Annotated in this window: 16 protein-coding genes; 8 read left to right on the top strand and 8 right to left on the bottom strand. The window is 71.6% G+C overall.

What is annotated here, in order from left to right; all coding sequences use genetic code 11:
- Window positions 1-21: 21 nt before the first annotated feature.
- The 5 genes from ACSYGO_RS11605 to ACSYGO_RS11585 all read right to left on the bottom strand — a co-directional run bounded on the left by ACSYGO_RS11605 (window position 22) and on the right by ACSYGO_RS11585 (window position 4,426).
- Window positions 22-810 carry an FAD:protein FMN transferase gene (locus tag ACSYGO_RS11605; RefSeq protein WP_460386619.1) on the bottom strand — a complete coding sequence of 263 codons (789 nt, stop codon included), beginning with the start codon at window positions 808-810 and terminating at the stop codon, window positions 22-24.
- Window positions 803-1,591 carry an FMN-binding protein gene (locus tag ACSYGO_RS11600; RefSeq protein ID WP_435228867.1) on the bottom strand — a complete coding sequence of 263 codons (789 nt, stop codon included), beginning with the start codon at window positions 1,589-1,591 and terminating at the stop codon, window positions 803-805. The genes ACSYGO_RS11605 and ACSYGO_RS11600 overlap by 8 nt, the downstream gene beginning before the upstream one ends.
- A 19-nt stretch (window positions 1,592-1,610) precedes the next feature.
- Window positions 1,611-2,948, bottom strand: coding sequence for a ferredoxin reductase family protein (locus ACSYGO_RS11595; RefSeq protein ID WP_426682553.1), 1,338 nt, complete (start codon window positions 2,946-2,948; stop codon window positions 1,611-1,613).
- Window positions 2,949-3,145: 197 nt separating this feature from the next.
- A complete protein-coding gene (locus ACSYGO_RS11590) occupies window positions 3,146-3,835 on the bottom strand; it encodes a L,D-transpeptidase family protein (protein ID WP_432176934.1) in 690 nt (229 codons plus the stop codon).
- Window positions 3,836-3,838: 3 nt separating this feature from the next.
- On the bottom strand, window positions 3,839-4,426 hold the full coding sequence (locus ACSYGO_RS11585; protein WP_426682516.1) for a pyridoxamine 5'-phosphate oxidase family protein: 588 nt from the start codon (window positions 4,424-4,426) through the stop codon (window positions 3,839-3,841).
- A gap of 641 nt (window positions 4,427-5,067) precedes the next feature.
- Here ACSYGO_RS11585 and ACSYGO_RS11580 point away from each other — a divergent pair.
- The 5 genes from ACSYGO_RS11580 (at window position 5,068) to ACSYGO_RS11560 (ending at window position 11,322) form a co-directional block, all read left to right on the top strand.
- Window positions 5,068-6,261, top strand: a complete 1,194-nt coding sequence (locus tag ACSYGO_RS11580; RefSeq protein ID WP_095933104.1) for an argininosuccinate synthase — start codon at window positions 5,068-5,070, stop codon at window positions 6,259-6,261.
- Window positions 6,262-6,370: 109 nt separating this feature from the next.
- Window positions 6,371-7,810, top strand: a complete 1,440-nt coding sequence (gene argH, locus ACSYGO_RS11575) for an argininosuccinate lyase (RefSeq protein WP_426682515.1) — start codon at window positions 6,371-6,373, stop codon at window positions 7,808-7,810.
- A gap of 388 nt (window positions 7,811-8,198) precedes the next feature.
- Window positions 8,199-9,170 carry an aldo/keto reductase gene (locus ACSYGO_RS11570; protein WP_432190026.1) on the top strand — a complete coding sequence of 324 codons (972 nt, stop codon included), beginning with the start codon at window positions 8,199-8,201 and terminating at the stop codon, window positions 9,168-9,170.
- An 86-nt stretch (window positions 9,171-9,256) separates the two neighbouring features.
- Window positions 9,257-9,808 (top strand): TetR/AcrR family transcriptional regulator, encoded by a 552-nt coding sequence (locus ACSYGO_RS11565; RefSeq protein WP_426682513.1) that lies wholly within the window; start codon window positions 9,257-9,259, stop codon window positions 9,806-9,808.
- The gene (locus ACSYGO_RS11560; protein ID WP_460386618.1) at window positions 9,805-11,322 is read left to right on the top strand and encodes an MFS transporter; all 1,518 of its coding nucleotides are present in this window, start codon (window positions 9,805-9,807) and stop codon (window positions 11,320-11,322) included. Before ACSYGO_RS11565 ends, ACSYGO_RS11560 begins: the two co-directional genes overlap by 4 nt.
- An 80-nt stretch (window positions 11,323-11,402) precedes the next feature.
- Here ACSYGO_RS11560 and ACSYGO_RS11555 read toward each other — a convergent pair whose 3' ends face one another.
- Window positions 11,403-12,074: a lysophospholipid acyltransferase family protein gene (locus ACSYGO_RS11555; RefSeq protein WP_095933099.1), complete on the bottom strand. Its 672-nt coding sequence runs from the start codon at window positions 12,072-12,074 to the stop codon at window positions 11,403-11,405.
- A gap of 410 nt (window positions 12,075-12,484) precedes the next feature.
- Here ACSYGO_RS11555 and ACSYGO_RS11550 point away from each other — a divergent pair, with 410 nt between their 5' ends.
- The 3 genes from ACSYGO_RS11550 to ACSYGO_RS11540 all read left to right on the top strand — a co-directional run bounded on the left by ACSYGO_RS11550 (window position 12,485) and on the right by ACSYGO_RS11540 (window position 14,779).
- Window positions 12,485-13,648: a glycerophosphodiester phosphodiesterase gene (locus ACSYGO_RS11550; RefSeq protein WP_426682511.1), complete on the top strand. Its 1,164-nt coding sequence runs from the start codon at window positions 12,485-12,487 to the stop codon at window positions 13,646-13,648.
- A gap of 74 nt (window positions 13,649-13,722) precedes the next feature.
- Complete coding sequence (locus ACSYGO_RS11545) at window positions 13,723-14,217, top strand: RNA polymerase sigma factor (RefSeq protein WP_426682510.1); 495 nt, start codon at window positions 13,723-13,725, stop codon at window positions 14,215-14,217.
- Window positions 14,218-14,275: 58 nt separating this feature from the next.
- Complete coding sequence (locus tag ACSYGO_RS11540) at window positions 14,276-14,779, top strand: GNAT family N-acetyltransferase (RefSeq protein WP_460386617.1); 504 nt, start codon at window positions 14,276-14,278, stop codon at window positions 14,777-14,779.
- 225 nt (window positions 14,780-15,004) lie between these two features.
- Here ACSYGO_RS11540 and ACSYGO_RS11535 read toward each other — a convergent pair whose 3' ends face one another.
- Both ACSYGO_RS11535 and ACSYGO_RS11530 read right to left on the bottom strand, forming a co-directional pair.
- Window positions 15,005-15,475, bottom strand: coding sequence for a hypothetical protein (locus tag ACSYGO_RS11535; protein WP_426682508.1), 471 nt, complete (start codon window positions 15,473-15,475; stop codon window positions 15,005-15,007).
- A gap of 1 nt (window position 15,476) precedes the next feature.
- Window positions 15,477-15,836: a hypothetical protein gene (locus tag ACSYGO_RS11530; protein ID WP_345647525.1), complete on the bottom strand. Its 360-nt coding sequence runs from the start codon at window positions 15,834-15,836 to the stop codon at window positions 15,477-15,479.
- Between the last annotated feature and the right edge of the window lie 42 nt (window positions 15,837-15,878).

Genomic DNA, 15,878 nt, shown 5'->3' with positions numbered 1-15,878 from the left:
GCGGCCCGCGGGCTCCTCTGCTCACCCCAGGCGGTGGGCGAGACCGCCCGTGCACCTGACCTCGTCGCCCGCCGTGATGAGCAGCGCCTCGACGTCGGGGAGCGATTCCAGCCAGTCCAGAGCCTGCCGCGAGCCCATCGCGAAGGCCGCCGTGGCCCAGGCGTCCACCCAGGTGAGCCGGGGACCCACCACGGTCACCGCGACGAGGTCGGTGACGGCGGACCTGCCGGTGCGCGGGTCGACGATGTGGGCGCCGCGCTCGGCGGTCCCGGACGTGGCCACGGCCAGCTCGGCGACGCCGGCCGCCGAGACCACCGCGGCGAGCGACCCGGGCCGCAACGGGTCCGACACCCCGACCCGCCACGGGCGGTGCGGCCCGGGAACGCCGAACAGCTGCACGTCACCGCCGCCGTTGACACTCACCCCGCTCGCCCCGGCCGCGACGAGACGCTCCGCCGCACGCTCGGTGGCCCAGCCCTTGACGATCCCCGTCGGATCCAACTGCCCTTCGTACGTCGTGCTGAACCAGCCGTCGCTCCGCCGCTCCGCCTCCGCGCCGAGGCCGAGCACCTCGGCGACCTCCGGGTCGCACTCCTCGACGCTCAGCTCACCGCGCACGAGCCGGGTGATCTGGCTGTCGTCGCGGTAGGTGCTGAACACCTCGTCCACCCGGTGGAGTCCGGCGACCGCCTCCTCCAGTGCCGTCCGCACGGCCTGCGGCTCGCCTCCCCGTACGTCGAAGGAGAAGACCGTGCCCATGACCTCCTCGGCGTGACGCAGCGCGGGCGGCGCCCCGGCCGGCTCAGCCACCGGCCTTGTCCAGGGCGGACTGGAGGGACTCCTTGTAGCCGCCGCTGGTGTAGGTGGCTCCGGAGACCGCGTCGATGTCCGCGCTGCCGGCGGCGACGGCCTCCTGGTCGAGCTTCGGTACGGCATCGTTCGTCACCTCGCTGCTGCGTCCGCCGCTCGGGGCCTGCACGGCCTCCGACTTGGTGATCTTCCCGCCGCTCACGGTGATACGGACCTGGACGGGCCCGTACTGCGTCTTCGCCACCTCTCCGGTGACCGTCTTCGCCTGCGCCGCCGCACCGCCGCCCGCGGGGGAGGACGGCGTGGCCGCCGCACCGCCGCCCGCGGCCCGGGCCTTGTCCAGGGCGGACTGGAGGGACTGCTTGTAGCCGCCGCTGGTGTAGGTGGCTCCGGAGACCGCGTCGATGTCCGCGCTCTGTGCCGTCACCGCCGCCCGGTTGAGCCTGGGCACGGCCAGCTCGGTCTTCTGGTCGCTGGTCCCGCCGCTCGGCGCCTGCACGGCCTCGGCCTTGGTGATCTTCCCGCCGCTCATGGTGATGCGGACCTGGACGGGCCCGTACTGCGTCTTCACCACGTCTCCGGTGACGCTGCCGGACTGTGCGTCCGAGGCACCTCCCTGGGGCGATTCCTGGGCCGCGGCGCTCTGCTGCGGTGCCGCTCCGCCCGCCGCCGACGCGGACGCCGGGTCGGACGCGGGCTTCAGCGACAGCAGCAGGACGATCCCGGACACGGTGGCGGCGGTGGCGAGCACGACGCGCCGAATGGGGTGGCTCTTCTTCATCGCTCCTGACTCCCGTCGCTCACATCTCGAACGACTCGTGATGGATGCGGCGGGCGGGAACTCCCGCCCCGCGCAGTGCTTCGTAGACCTGCTGTGCGAAGCCGGGCGGCCCGCACAGGAACACGTCGTGGCGCTCGATGTCCGGCAGCTTCCGGCGCAGGCTGTCCGGCGAGATGTCCGGACGCTCGCCCTCGGGACTGTTCACCGCGTACATCAGGCGGGCCCCGCGCTCCTTGGCGATGGCGGCCAGCTCGTCCCACAGGGCCAGGTCCTGCGTGCTGTTGGCCCGGTACAGGAGCGTCAGGTCGCCGGACGCGCCGGGCAGCGTCTCGAACAGCGCCCGCATCGGCGTGATGCCGACGCCGCCCGCCACCAGGAGCACCTTGCCGCGGCTGCGCCTGGACGCCGTCAGCGCCCCGTACGGGCCCTCGGCCCACACCCGGGTGCCGGGCTGCAGGTCGCGCAGCGCCTCGCTGTGGTCGCCGATCGCCTTCACGGTGATGCGCAGCATGGTGGGCCGGGGCGCCGCGGACAGCGAGTACGGGTGGGAGCTCAGCCGCATCCCGGGCGCCAGGAAGCGCCAGCGGAAGAACTGTCCCGCCTCCGCGCCCATCCGGTGCAGCTTGCGCCCGCTGATCAGCACCGACACGATCCCGGGCGTCTCCTCGATCACCGCCTCGACCCGCAGCCGGTGCTTCAGGTTGAGGCGGATCGGGGCGAGGATCCGGTACCAGACCACGAGCGCGGTCACCGATCCGTACAGCCCGTACCAGACGGTCTTCGCGGTCGGCTCGACGGCGAAGTCGTTCCCGGTGGAGAGCTGGTGCCAGAACGTCAGGAACACGGCCGCGTACGTCAGCAGGTGGACGTGGTACCAGGTGTCGTACGGGATCAGGCGGCGGACACCGCCGATCGAGATGAACGCGATGAGCACCAGCAGGCCCGTGCCGATCGCCGCCTTGCCCATGTCGGGCAGCTGGTTGACGGAGTCGACCGTCTGCTGCACGATCCCGCCGAGCCCCTTGCCGGACTGCAGGGCGTAGCCCCACATCGTCAGGAAGAGATGGGCGAGGACCAGGCAGATCGTGTACCGGCCGCTCATGGCGTGCCAGCGGGCGACCCGGTCCGAGCCCACCCGCCGCTCCAGGGCGGGCACCCGCGCCATCTGGAGCACCACCAGTGCCATCAGATAGCCGGCGAGCAGCCCGGTGATCCGGCCCGCGTTCAGGATCCTGCTGTTGTCGTCCGCGATGGACGGGGTGTTGTTCCACCACAGCCAGACGACTCCTGCCGCGCCCGCCCAGACGGCGACGAGCAAGGGGACGGCGGGCGAGCGGCGTGGGCGGATTCGGCGCATGGTCTGGCGCCGCGCGGCGCGACCACCGGCGATCGTGGACACGGTTCCTCCGTGTGCGTCCGTGGGGACGGGGCGAGGGGAGTGGCTCCCTGGCCCAGAGATACGGCCCACGACCGCTGTGTGTTCAGCGGACGGCCGAGGACGTGCCGACCGGAGTCCGGTGCCGGTGCCGGTGCCGGTGCCGTTGCGGGGCGGGGCTAGTACTTGGTGATCGCCGTGGGGCCGTCCGCCGTTCCGATCGCGATGTGCGGGTCGCGCGCCGGATCGGCCCACGCGAGCACGCGCCGCATCGCCTCCCGGGACACGGACACGCAACCGGCCGTCGCGCCGCGTCCGTTGACGTGCAGGAAGATTCCGGCGCCGCGCCCGCGCACGGGCCGCGCGTAGTTGAAGCCGATCACGAAGGCGTGCTCGTACTGCCTCGTGTACGCGATCAGGTGCTCGGACTCGGCGGCGCGGCAGTCGGCGGGGCGGGGTTCGGTCCAGCGGTTGTACGAGCGGGAGTCGTTGTCCTGGCACCACCAGGAGTCCTGGTGCACCCGGCGGTACGAGGCCCGTGTCCCGCCGGGCGCGGGCCCGATGCCGAAGGCGTACGGGAGGTCGTACAGCCCCGTGGGGGTGGTGTTCGTGCCCTGGTGGCGTGATCCGCCCTCGGCCAGCCCCTTCGCGCCGAAGCGGGCCGCCGCCGAACCGGACTTCACCCAGTGCCCGTCGCGCAGGTCCCACCAGGTGAGCGTGCCCGACGTGGCGTCGGCGCGGGACGCCTCGGCGGTGATCAGCTGGGTGCCGCCGCCCGTGTCCGCCATCCGCTCGGGCAGGAGCGGCGGACCGCCCGGAGCCATCGCGAGGAGGGACACGGACGCGAGGGCGACGGCTCCGAGGCGCATGATTCAGAACGTACTGGGCGGCAGCGGCAACGGCAGTCCGGGAAGGCCGTCCAGGCTGCTCGCGATGTGCTCCTTCTTGGTGAAGTACGCGCTCAGCGAGGCGTCGTCCTCGCGGGCGAAGCGCTTGCCGTGCAGATCGCGGTCCGACTCGTACGCCATGAAGGGCACCGCGTAGCCGCAGGTGTCCCGGACGAGCTCGGCGCTCACCACGACGATCGCGCGCAGGCCGTGCGAGGCCGGGTCGATGTCCGGGAAGTGCCCGAGCAGTTCGCCGAAGCGCGGGTCGTCGCGGAAGACGGGTTCGCCGTGGCCGTGCACCCGGACGATGTTCGGCGGTCCCTGGAAGGCGCACCACATGAGGGTGATACGGCCGTTCTCGCGCAGGTGCGCGATGGTCTCCGCGTTGCTGCCCGCGAAGTCCAGATAGGCCACGGTGAGCTCGTCGAGGACGGCGAACGATCCGCTGAGTCCCTTGGGGGAGAGGTTGATGGTGCCGTCCCCGGACAGGGGCGCGGTCGCGGTGAAGAAGAGGGGCTGCGCCTCGATGAAGGTGCGCAGGCGGCCGTCTATGCGCTCATAGGTCTTTCCCATGTCTAACGATTATCGGGGAAAGTCTTTCGCCTGTCTAAGGGAATTGCGCGTTCCGATGGCCCGTGGCCGCCCCGGCCGGCGCTCCGCGGGGCGGCCACGGCGCCTGTCACGTCACTTCGTGAGCGTGCAGGGGGCGAGGGAGTCGAGGCCCTGCGGTTTGGTGGCGGTGCGTCCGATGGCTGTGGCGATGCGGTTGATGGTGGCGACGCGTTTGTCCTCGGGGGTGGGGGACCGTCCGGCGGTCGTCCGGTCGGTCTGTTCGGTCCTCGGTCGGTCCTGGTCGTTCCGGGTGTACGGGCGCGGCGCCTGCGTCCGGGGAGAGGTACGGGTAAGCGCGTTCCACCGTTCAGACGCCGGTCGACATCTCGATCCGGCGTGTCCGCGGGGCACCGGCCCGGCCGTCGAGCCGGCGCCCGTGCCGCGGGTCCGGCGCGTCCGGGCCGTCACCCGTGCGGCGCATCCCGCCGTGTCCCCGCCGTGCGGTCGCCGACCCGCGCGCACCCGGCTGACCTGGCCTTCCGGCATCCATGGCGGGCTGCCTCCGTCGTCCGGTCCGGCGCGTCCGGCCCACTCGGATTGACGAACCATGCAGACTCCTGCATACTCATGCATGTCAGCGAATGCACTGTGAGGAGAAACCCGTGACCGAGCGCGTCGTACTCGCCTACTCGGGCGGCCTGGACACCTCCGTCGCCATCGGCTGGATCGCCGAGGAGACGGGCGCCGAGGTCATCGCCGTTGCCGTGGACGTCGGCCAGGGCGGCGAGGACCTGGACGTCATCCGCAAGCGCGCGCTCGCCTGCGGTGCCGTCGAGGCCGAGGTCGCCGACGCCAAGGACGAGTTCGCCGACGAGTACTGCCTCCCGGCGATCAAGGCCAACGCCCTCTACATGGACCGCTACCCGCTGGTCTCCGCCCTGTCGCGGCCGACCATCGTCAAGCACCTGGTCGCCGCCGCCCAGAAGCACGGCGCCAGCACGGTCGCGCACGGCTGCACCGGCAAGGGCAACGACCAGGTCCGCTTCGAGGCCGGCATCGTCGCCCTCGCCCCCGACCTCAAGTGCATCGCCCCGGTCCGTGACTACGCGATGACCCGGGACAAGGCGATCGCCTTCTGCGAGGAGAAGCAGCTCCCGATCGCCACCACCAAGAAGTCCCCGTACTCCATCGACCAGAACGTCTTCGGGCGTGCCGTCGAGACGGGCTTCCTGGAGGACATCTGGAACGCGCCGATCGAGGACATCTACGAGTACACCTCGAACCCGGCCGAGGTCCGTGAGGCCGACGAGGTGATCATCACCTTCAAGCACGGCGTCCCGGTCGCCATCGACGGCAAGGCCGTCAGCGTCCTGCAGGCCATCCAGCAGCTCAACGAGCGCGCCGGCGCCCAGGGCATCGGCCGGATCGACATGGTCGAGGACCGGCTCGTGGGCATCAAGTCCCGCGAGGTGTACGAGGCTCCGGGTGCGATCGCCCTGATCACCGCCCACCAGGAGCTGGAGAACGTCACCGTCGAGCGCGAACTGGCCCGCTACAAGCGGCAGGTCGAGCAGCGCTGGGGCGAACTGGTCTACGACGGCCAGTGGTTCTCCCCGCTCAAGCGCGCCCTGGACGGCTTCATCGACGAGGCCAACCAGCACGTCAACGGCGACGTCCGGATGACCCTGCACGGCGGTCGCGCCGTCGTCACCGGCCGGCGTTCCGAGTCGTCGCTCTACGACTTCAACCTCGCGACGTATGACACGGGCGACACCTTCGACCAGGCCGCGGCCAAGGGCTTCATCGACATCTACAGCCTGTCGTCGAAGATCGCCGCGAAGCGGGACCTCGGCTAGGGCCCGGCACCGCCTGCGAGACACCTCACACGCACTAGCCTGACAACCGCCTCCTCACTCCTGGGTGGGGAGGCGGCGGCACATCCAGACCTTCCTAGGAGCAACGCAAGTGAGCAGCAACAGCGGTGACGTTCGGCTCTGGGGCGGCCGTTTCGCCGACGGTCCCGCCGAGGCCCTGGCCAAGCTGTCCGCGTCGGTCCACTTCGACTGGCGTCTCGCGCCGTACGACATCGCCGGTTCGCGGGCCCACGCGCGCGTGCTGAACCAGGCGGGCCTGCTCACCGAGGACGAGCTCACGCGCATGATCGCGGGGCTCGACCGGCTGGAGGCCGACGTCGCCGACGGTTCCTTCGTCGGCACCATCGCCGACGAGGACGTGCACACCGCCCTGGAGCGCGGCCTGCTGGAGCGCCTCGGCCCCGACCTCGGCGGCAAGCTGCGCGCCGGCCGCTCCCGCAACGACCAGGTCGCGACCCTCTTCCGCATGTATCTGCGCGACCACGCCCGGATCATCGGCGGACTCGTCGCCGAGCTCCAGGACGCGCTGATCGGCCTGGCGGAGGCCCACCCGGACGTGGCCATGCCCGGCCGCACCCACCTCCAGCACGCCCAGCCGGTCCTCTTCGCACACCACGTCCTCGCCCACGTCCAGTCCCTCTCCCGGGACGCGGAGCGGCTGCGCCAGTGGGACGAGCGGACGGCCGTGTCGCCGTACGGCTCGGGCGCCCTGGCCGGCTCCTCCCTCGGCCTGGACCCGGAGGCGGTGGCGAAGGACCTCGGCTTCGAGCACGGCAGCGCCGCCAACTCCATCGACGGCACGGCCTCCCGCGACTTCGTGGCGGAGTTCGCGTTCATCACCGCGATGATCGGCGTGAACCTCTCCCGGATCGCCGAGGAGGTCATCATCTGGAACACGAAGGAGTTCTCCTTCGTCACCCTCCACGACGCGTTCTCGACCGGCTCGTCGATCATGCCGCAGAAGAAGAACCCGGACATCGCCGAGCTGGCGCGCGGCAAGTCGGGCCGTCTGATCGGCAATCTGACCGGCCTGATGGCGACCCTCAAGGCCCTCCCGCTCGCGTACAACCGCGACCTCCAGGAGGACAAGGAGCCGGTCTTCGACTCCTGCGACCAACTGGAGGTCCTGCTCCCCGCCTTCACCGGCATGATGGCCACGCTCACCGTCCACCGCGAGCGCATGGAGGAGCTGGCCCCGGCCGGCTTCTCGCTCGCCACCGACATCGCCGAGTGGCTGGTCAAGCAGGGCGTGCCCTTCCGGGTCGCGCACGAGGTCGCCGGCGAGTGCGTCAAGGTCGCCGAGGCCGAGGGCAAGGAGCTGGACGGCCTGACCGACGAGCAGTTCGCGAAGATCTCCGCCCACCTCACCCCCGAGGTGCGCTCCGTCCTGAACGTGCCGGGCGCCCTCGCCTCCCGCAACGGGCGCGGCGGTACGGCACCCGAGGCGGTCGCCGTCCAGCTCGCCGAGGTCAAGGCGGACGTGGCGGCCCAGCACGTGTGGGCCACGGCGAAGGACGCGCGGCAGGGCTGAGACGGTCGGCACGCGCGCGTGGGGTTCACGGGGCCCCACGCGCGCGTGCCGTTCGCCTTGCCCCGTACGGGTGTTCGCGGACACCGCGAGCGCATGCCGTTCGCCGGGTCCCGTACGGGTTGTTCGTGGGCCGCACGAGACGCTCCGCTCGGTGCCCCCCCGTGCGCGTGCGCAGGTCGCGGACCGCGCGCCTGCCCACCGCGGACCGCATGCGTCGCCCGCCCAGCGCGGACCGCACGCGCGCGGGCCCACCATGGAGCGGGCGCCCACCGCGCGCCGTCGAGGGGCGGCCGCACCGCATTCGCGGGCCCGACCCACGCGTGAAGCACCGTCATCGCGGTTACGTTGGTCATGAGCCGTACCGGAGCCGACCGAAACGGAGCCAGCGATGCCCTTCGCCCGTCTCGCCACTGCGACGACTCCCACCTGCCACATCGGTCTGGGGCTCGCCGCCGTGGGCCGCCCCGGCTACATCAACCTCGGCCGCGAGGCCGACCTGCCCTCCGTGCGCAGCGTCGACGTCCTGCGCGCCCGCACCCACGAGCTCCTCGACGCCGCCTACGCGCAGGGCGTGCGCTATGTCGACGTCGCCCGCTCCTACGGCCGTTCGGAGGAGTTCCTCGCCGAGTGGCTGAACGAGCGCCCGGACGTCGACGACGTCGTGGTCGGCAGCAAATGGGGCTACACCTACACGGCGGGCTGGACCATCGAGGCCGAGCACCACGAGGTGAAGGACCACAGCGCGGCGACGTACGAGCGCCAGCGCGCGGAGACCGCCGAGCTGCTCGGCGACCGGCTCGACCTCTACCAGATCCACTCGGTGACCCCGGACAGCCCGGCCCTCACCGACAAGGAACTGCACGCCAGGCTGGCCGAGGCCGCCGCGGAGGGCCTCACCGTCGGCTTCTCCACCAGCGGGCCCGCCCAGGCGGACGCCATCCGGGCCGCGCTCGCCGTGACGGTCGACGGCGAGCCCCTCTTCCGTACCGTCCAGTCGACGTACAACATCCTGGAGAACTCAGCCGCCCCCGCGCTCGCCGAGGCCCACGACGCGGGGCTGACGGTGATCGTCAAGGAGGGTCTGGGGAACGGCCGGCTGGCCGACCCGAACGCGCCGGACGAGCTGAAGGCCGTCGCCGCCGAGGCCTCCATGGGCACGGACGCCGTCGCCCTCGCCTGGGTCCTGCGGCAGCCCTGGGCCGGCGTCGTCCTCTCCGGCGCGGTCACCGCGAACCAGCTCGCGTCGAACCTGCACGCCGCGGTCGTCGACCTCGACGACGACCAGCTCGCCCGCCTCGACGGCCTCGTCGAGGCCCCGCAGGCCTACTGGGAGCGGCGCGGCCGGCTGCCCTGGCACTGAGCGGCAGGCGTCCCACCCGCACACCTCGGTGAGACGCTCGCCTATTGAATGAGACATTCACGTCTCATATGCATTACCCTTGTCTCATGGCCGTCGACCGTGAACACGTGCTGCGCAGCGCAGCCGCCCTGCTCACCCGCAAATCCACCGCCACCATGGACGAGGTCGCCAAGGCGGCCGGGATCAGCCGGGCCACCCTGCACCGCCAGTTCGCGGGCCGGGACGTGCTCGTGCGCGCGCTGGAGTCACTCGGCATCGCCGAGTGCGAGGCGGCCCTGGACGCCGCGCGCCTCGACGAGGGCACCGCTCAGGAGGCCGTGAGCCGCCTGGTGAAGGAGCTGGAGACGGCGGCAGGCCTGCTCGCCTTCCTCTACACCGAGAACCAGCTCTTCGAGGGCGACGGACAGAACGAGGGCTGGGCCCGGCTCGACGCCCGGATCGCCGCACTGTTCCGGCGCGGCCAGGACAGCGGCGAGTTCCGCATCGACCTCACCCCTGCCTGGCTCACCGAGGCGCTCTACGGACTCATGGCCTCGGCGGCCTGGGCCGTGGCCGAGGGCCGGGTCGCCGCCAAGGACTTCCACCACATGATCGCCGAGCTGCTGCTCGGCGGCGCACTACGGAGAGAGGAACCATGACCAGCACCCTGCAGCCGGCGTTCACGGCGGAGGCGGAGAAGCGTCCGGGCCGCTGGCTCGCGCTCTGCGTCCTCGTCCTGGCCGTGCTGCTGGTGGCCGTCGACGCGACCGTCCTCGGCCTGGCCACCCCGTACATCAGCGAGGACCTGAGGCCCTCGGGCACCCAGCTCCTGTGGATCGGCGACGTCTACTCCTTCGTCATCGCCGGACTGCTCGTCTCCATGGGCAGCCTCGGCGACCGCATCGGCCGCAAGAGGCTGCTGCTCGTCGGTGCCACGGTGTTCGGCCTGATATCCGTGCTCAACGCCTACGCCACGACACCGGAGATGATGATCCTGGCGCGGGCGCTGCTCGGTGTCGCGGGCGCGACCCTGATGCCCGCCACGCTGGCCCTGATCCGCAATCTCTTCCACGACCCGCGCGAGCGCAGCCTCGCCGTCGGCATCTGGGGCGCGACGGCCTCCGCCGGTACGGCGGTCGGCCCCGTCGTCGGCGGGTTCCTGCTCGAACACTTCTGGTGGGGCTCCGTCTTCCTCATCAACCTGCCGGTGATGGTCGTCCTCGTCCTCGTCGGCAGCAAGCTGCTGCCCGAGTCGAGGAACCCGGACCACGGGCCCTGGGACCTGTCCAGCGTCGTCCTCTCGCTCGTCGGCGTGATCGGCGTCGTCTACGCCGTCAAGGAGGCCGCCGCGCACGGACTCTCCACGGAGTCGGCCGCCGCGGGCCTGCTGGGCGCCGCCGCCCTCTACTGGTTCGTGCGCCGCCAGCTCACGCTGCCCGCGCCGCTGCTGGACGTCAGGCTGTTCCGCAACCGCGGATTCTCGGGAGCCGTGCTCGCCGACCTGCTGACCGTCCTCGGCATGTCCGGGCTCGTCTTCTTCCTCTCCCAGTACCTGCAACTGGTGCAGGGCAGGGGTCCGTTCGAGGCCGGTCTCGCCGAGGTCCCGGCCGCCGTGGGCGCGGTCGGCGCCGGTCTGGTCGCGGGCACGGTCGCCCGGCGCTTCTCGGTGCGCGCGGTGGTCTCCGGCGGTCTCGCCGCGGTGGGCCTGGCGCTGGGCTCGCTGACCCTGCTGAGCCAGTCGACCGGCTATCCGCTGCTGGGCGCCGCCCTGCTGGTGGTCGGCCTCGGCGCGGGCTTCTCCTTCACCGTCACCGCCGACGTCATCCTCTCCAGCGTCCCGAAGGAGGAGGCGGGTGCCGCCTCCGCGGTCTCCGAGACGGCGTACGAGCTCGGCGCCGCACTGGGCATCGCCCTGCTCGGCTCCATCGTGACGAGCGTCTACGCCGGCTTCGCGGGCCCCGCGGGCACACCGGCCGCGGCCCATGAATCGCTCGGCGGCGCCGTCGAGTCGGCCGCGGAGCTCCCGGCCGACACCGCGGCGGCACTGATGGACTCGGCCCGTACCGCGTTCGTCGACGGCCTCGCGATCGCGGCGGGCGCCGGAGCGCTGGTGCTGCTCGCCACGGCGGTGGCCGCGTGGTTCCTGCTGCGCGGGCAGAAGCTGGAGGCGTGACGGCACGGAACGGGTGAGCCCCGGCCGGCGACTGCCGGCCGGGGCTCACCCGTGAGAAGCGCGGTGCCTCGTGCGAGGCGTCAGGCGGCCTTCGCCTTCGTGGCGTACATGTCCACGTACTCCTGGCCGGACAGCCGCATGACCTCGGCCATCACGGAGTCGGTCACCGCCCGCAGGACGTAGCGGTCGCGGTCCATGCCCTCGTACCGAGAGAACTCCATGGCCTCGCCGAAGCGGACCGTGACCCGTCCGGGGCGCGGGATGCCGGCGCCGCCCGGCTGGATCTTGTCGGTGCCGATGATGGCGAAGGGGACGACGGGAGCGCCGGTCATCAGGGTCAGACGGGCGATGCCCGTGCGTCCCCGGTAGAGCCGGCCGTCGGGGGAGCGGGTGCCCTCCGGGTAGATGCTGAAGACCTTGCCCTCCTCCAGCACCCGGCGGCCGGTCATCAGCGCCGCGACACCGCCGCGGCCGCCGTCCCGGTCGACCGGGATCATGCCGACGCCGGTGAAGAACCAGGCCATCACCTTGCCCTTGACGCCCTTGCCGGTGACGTACTCGTCCTTGCCGATGAAGAAGACCTGACGGTCGCAGAACAGCGGCATGATCATCGAGTCGATGAAGGTGAGGTGATTGCCGGCCAGGATCACCGGGCCGTCGCCCGGGATGTTCTCCACGCCTTCCACCCGTGGGCGGAACATCAGGCGCATGATCGGTCCGAGCACTGCCTTGATGAGCGCGAAGCGGGACAACGGGCCCTCCGGTGTCAAGGGATCGGTATGAAGTCTGTGCAGGTGAGGACGATACTCGCGGCCCCCCGGTGATTGCACATCGGGTTCACCGAGTGGATACGCACTGTTGACGCCTGTTTACCTGCGGTGCCGCCTCAGCGGGCGGCTGTCACGCGGTCGACACGATGTGACGGACATCGCGCGTCGCGGCGGCGAACGAGTGAACGTGTCGCGGTCGGCCGTCCTCCACCGCTGCCTTCCCGCCTACCCACCGCTGCCGCCGCGAAGCCGACGGACCGTCATCTTCCGCATCCCGTACGACATCCAGGGTCACCCACGTGTTCGACCGCAGGCCTCCCTCCGGTCACACCGCGGCACCTACGATCGTCCCGATTTCGACAGGCGGGGGCCCTACAGCGGGAGGAGCGCTCATGGTGGCGCAGGAGTCGGACGGACAGGGACGGGGTACGGCGCGTCGGGCGCTGCTCGGTGCGGCGGTGCTCGGTGCGGGCGGAGCCGTCCTCGGCGCGACGGGCACGGCGAGAGCGGACGGGCGGCAGGGGTCGGGCGGCTACCGCAGCCTGCCCAAACCGACCGTCATCGGACATCGCGGGGCGAGTGGTTACCGGCCGGAGCACACCTTCGGCTCGTACCAGCTGGCCCTCGACATGGGTGCGGACGTCGTCGAGGCGGGCGACCTGGTGCCCACCAAGGACGGCCACCTCGTGTGCCGGCACGAACCGGAGATCGGCGGGACCACGGACGTTGCGGCGCACCCCGAGTTCGCCGACCGCAAGACCACGAAGACGCTCGACGGCGTCGCCACCACCGGCTGGTTCACCGAGGACTTCACCCTCGCCGAACTGAAGACGCTGCGGGCCGTCGAGCGCATCCCCGCCAACCGTCCGCACAACACGCTCTACGACGGCCGCTGGGAGATACCGACCTTCGAGGAGGTGCTCCGCTGGCAGGACGAGCAGACCCGCAAGCGCGGCAAGCAGGTCTGGATCTACCCCGAGACCAAGCACCCCACCTACTTCCGCAAGCTCGGTCTCGGGCTGGAGGAGCGGGTCGCCAAGCTGCTGCGCAAGTACGGCAAGGACGGGAAGAACGCGCCGGTCATCCTCCAGTCCTTCGAGCCGAGCAGCATGCAGCGGCTGAACAAGCTGGTCGACAACCCGCTCGTCGTGCTGCTGTCCGGCGCGAGCAGCCGTCCCTGGGACTTCGTCGAGGCGGGCGACCCGCGCACGGTCGCCGACCTGGTCAAGCCCGAGGGCCTGAAGTGGATCGCCTCGTATGCGCAGGGCATCGGCCCCACCCTCGACCTGGTCATCCCCAAGGACGCGAGCGGCAACCTCACCACGCCGACCACGCTCGTCGCCGACGCGCACAAGGCGGGCCTGATCCTGCACCCCTACACCATGCGCAATGAGAACCCCTTCCTCCCCGCGAACTTCCGCAAGGGCACCGACCCGACCGCCTACGGCGACGCGTTCGGGGCCTTCAAGACGTACTTCGCGACGGGCATCGACGGCGTCTTCTCCGACAACGCGGACACCGCGCTGCTGGCCCGCGCCGACTTCGTCAACGGATGACCCGGCCACCCCGGATGGGGTGACAGACGGCCGCCCCGGCAACCTGGCGCCGGGGCGGCCGCGTCGTGCCGCACATGACCCACGAGATGGTTTCCACCCTGCGCCCGCTCCTCGCCGCCGAGGCCTCGGCCGAGGCGTACGCCTCCGGTGCCGAGCAGGGAGACCTCGAACAGGCCGTCTGGCTCCGCCTGCTGGAGCGCCTCGACGCGGCCGGTCCGCCCGAGGACCCGCAGGGCTGGCTGCGCCGCGCCGTGCGCTCCGAGGCCCGTCGCAGCCGTCGCACCGCCCGTGTCGAGCAGCCCTACGCCGCCGAGCCCGCGGACCTCGGCGGGCCCGGGCCCGAGCAGCAGGCGATGACGTCCGAACGACGGCGCGCGCTGCACGACGCCGTGGGCCGGCTGCCGGGCCGCTGCCCGAGCCTCATGGCGGCGCTGCTCTCGCCGAAAGACCTCACATACCGGGAGATCGCGGGGGAGTTGGGTATCTCACAGGGCAGTCTGGGCCCGGAACGTTCCAGATGCCTGGGATGTCTGCGGCGATTGCTGACGGTGGAGGTTGCGGCTCGCTGACGGCGGGGATAGGAGTGAGGGACTACCGGCGGAACAGGTGAGCGGGAGGCATGCACACATGGGCATGAGCGTGACCATCTCGGCGGCGACCGACGAGGACGCCGAACAGATCCTCAAGCTGCAGTACCTCTGCTACCAGAGCGAGGCCGAGCTCTATGGCGACTACGGAATCGAGCCGCTCACCCAGCCGCTCGACTCCCTCCGGGCGGAACTCACCACCGGCACCGTCCTCGTGGCGCGGCTCGGGGCGGAGGTGGTGGCCTCGGTCCGCGGCGCGGTGGACGACGACGGCACGGCCCGCATCAACAAGCTCATCGTCCACCCGCGCATGCAGCGGCACGGGCTCGGCGGACGGCTGCTCGCCGCGATCGAGGCACAGCTCGGCGCGGACGGCACGGCCAAGTCCTTCCAGCTCTTCACCGGGCACCGCAGCGACCGCAATCTGCGCCTGTACCGCAAGCACGGTTACGCGCCCGTCTCCACGGAGCGCGTCGACGAGCGGCTCACGCTGGTGACACTGGCGAAGGGCGCCGACGCGAGCGCGTACGCGACCAGCGCCTGACCGGCTCCGGGCCCCGGTCGCCGACCGGGGCCACCGCGGCCCCGCCCGCGAACGGCCGGGGGTCACCGCGACTCGGGGCGGCGAGGGGCCGGCTCTCCGGTGCGCCCGACTCCCGTGGCCGGGCGGCCCGTCGGACCCGGTGGCCCGCCGGGGGCAGCAGGCAGGCCTGTTCAGCGGTCAGGCCTGTTCAGCGTCGGACCGGTGCGGCTTCAGACCAGTTCGGCGTCAGGCCGGCCGGGTCGTCGTGCGGGCCTTGCGCAGCCAGTACATCGCCGACAGCGGCAGCAGCACCGGAATGAACAGATAGCCCATCCCGTAGTCCGACCACACCGTGGCGTCGGGGAAGGCGGAGGGCTCCACCAGCGTCCAGGTCCCCACGATCAGCACGCCCGCGAGCTCGGCGGCACAGCACACCAGCGCCGCCCTGCGGGCCTTTTCGCCGCCGCGCACCAGTGAGTACGTGATGAAGCCGTAGACGACACCCGCCACCGCGGACAGCGAGTAGGCCAGCGGTGCCTTGTCGAACTCGGTGGAGATCTGCACGGCGGACCGGGAGACGGCGCCGACGACCATCACGCCGTACAGCCACAGCAGCAGTATCCCGGGGCCGCTGATGAGCCGTGTCCGCTTCTTCGGCGTCCCGTCCGGCACGCCCGTCCCGCCGGGCACGATCCCGTTCTCGTCCGTGGCCGTCATCTCAGCCTCCCCAGATGTCGTAGAGCCGCACCTCGAGGACGGCGAGGACCACACCGCCGGCCGCCACCGTGACCGAACCCCAGCGGGTGCGCTCCGCGAGCGACATGAAGCCCGCGGCGGGAATGCACGCGAAGGCGCCGAGCAGGTACGCCACGAAGATCGTCGTGCCCTGCTCCGGCTTCTCGCCGCGAGCGAGCTGGACGATGCCGATCACCAGCTGGACCACGGCGAGCAGCGACACCACGGCCATGCCGATGAAGTGCCAGTCCTTGGTGGGCTGATCACGGTAGGCGGCCCAGCCGCACCAGGCGGCGAGCGCGAGCGCGGCGACGGCGGTGGCGACCGTCAGGGCATCAAGCATGCCGTGACCCTATTACGGGCCAAAAGGCCCGATGCGCTCGCC

This window comes from Streptomyces krungchingensis (assembly GCF_054729265.1).
Note: the sequence above shows the minus strand (reverse complement) of the source record. Positions and strands in the feature narration are given on the sequence as shown.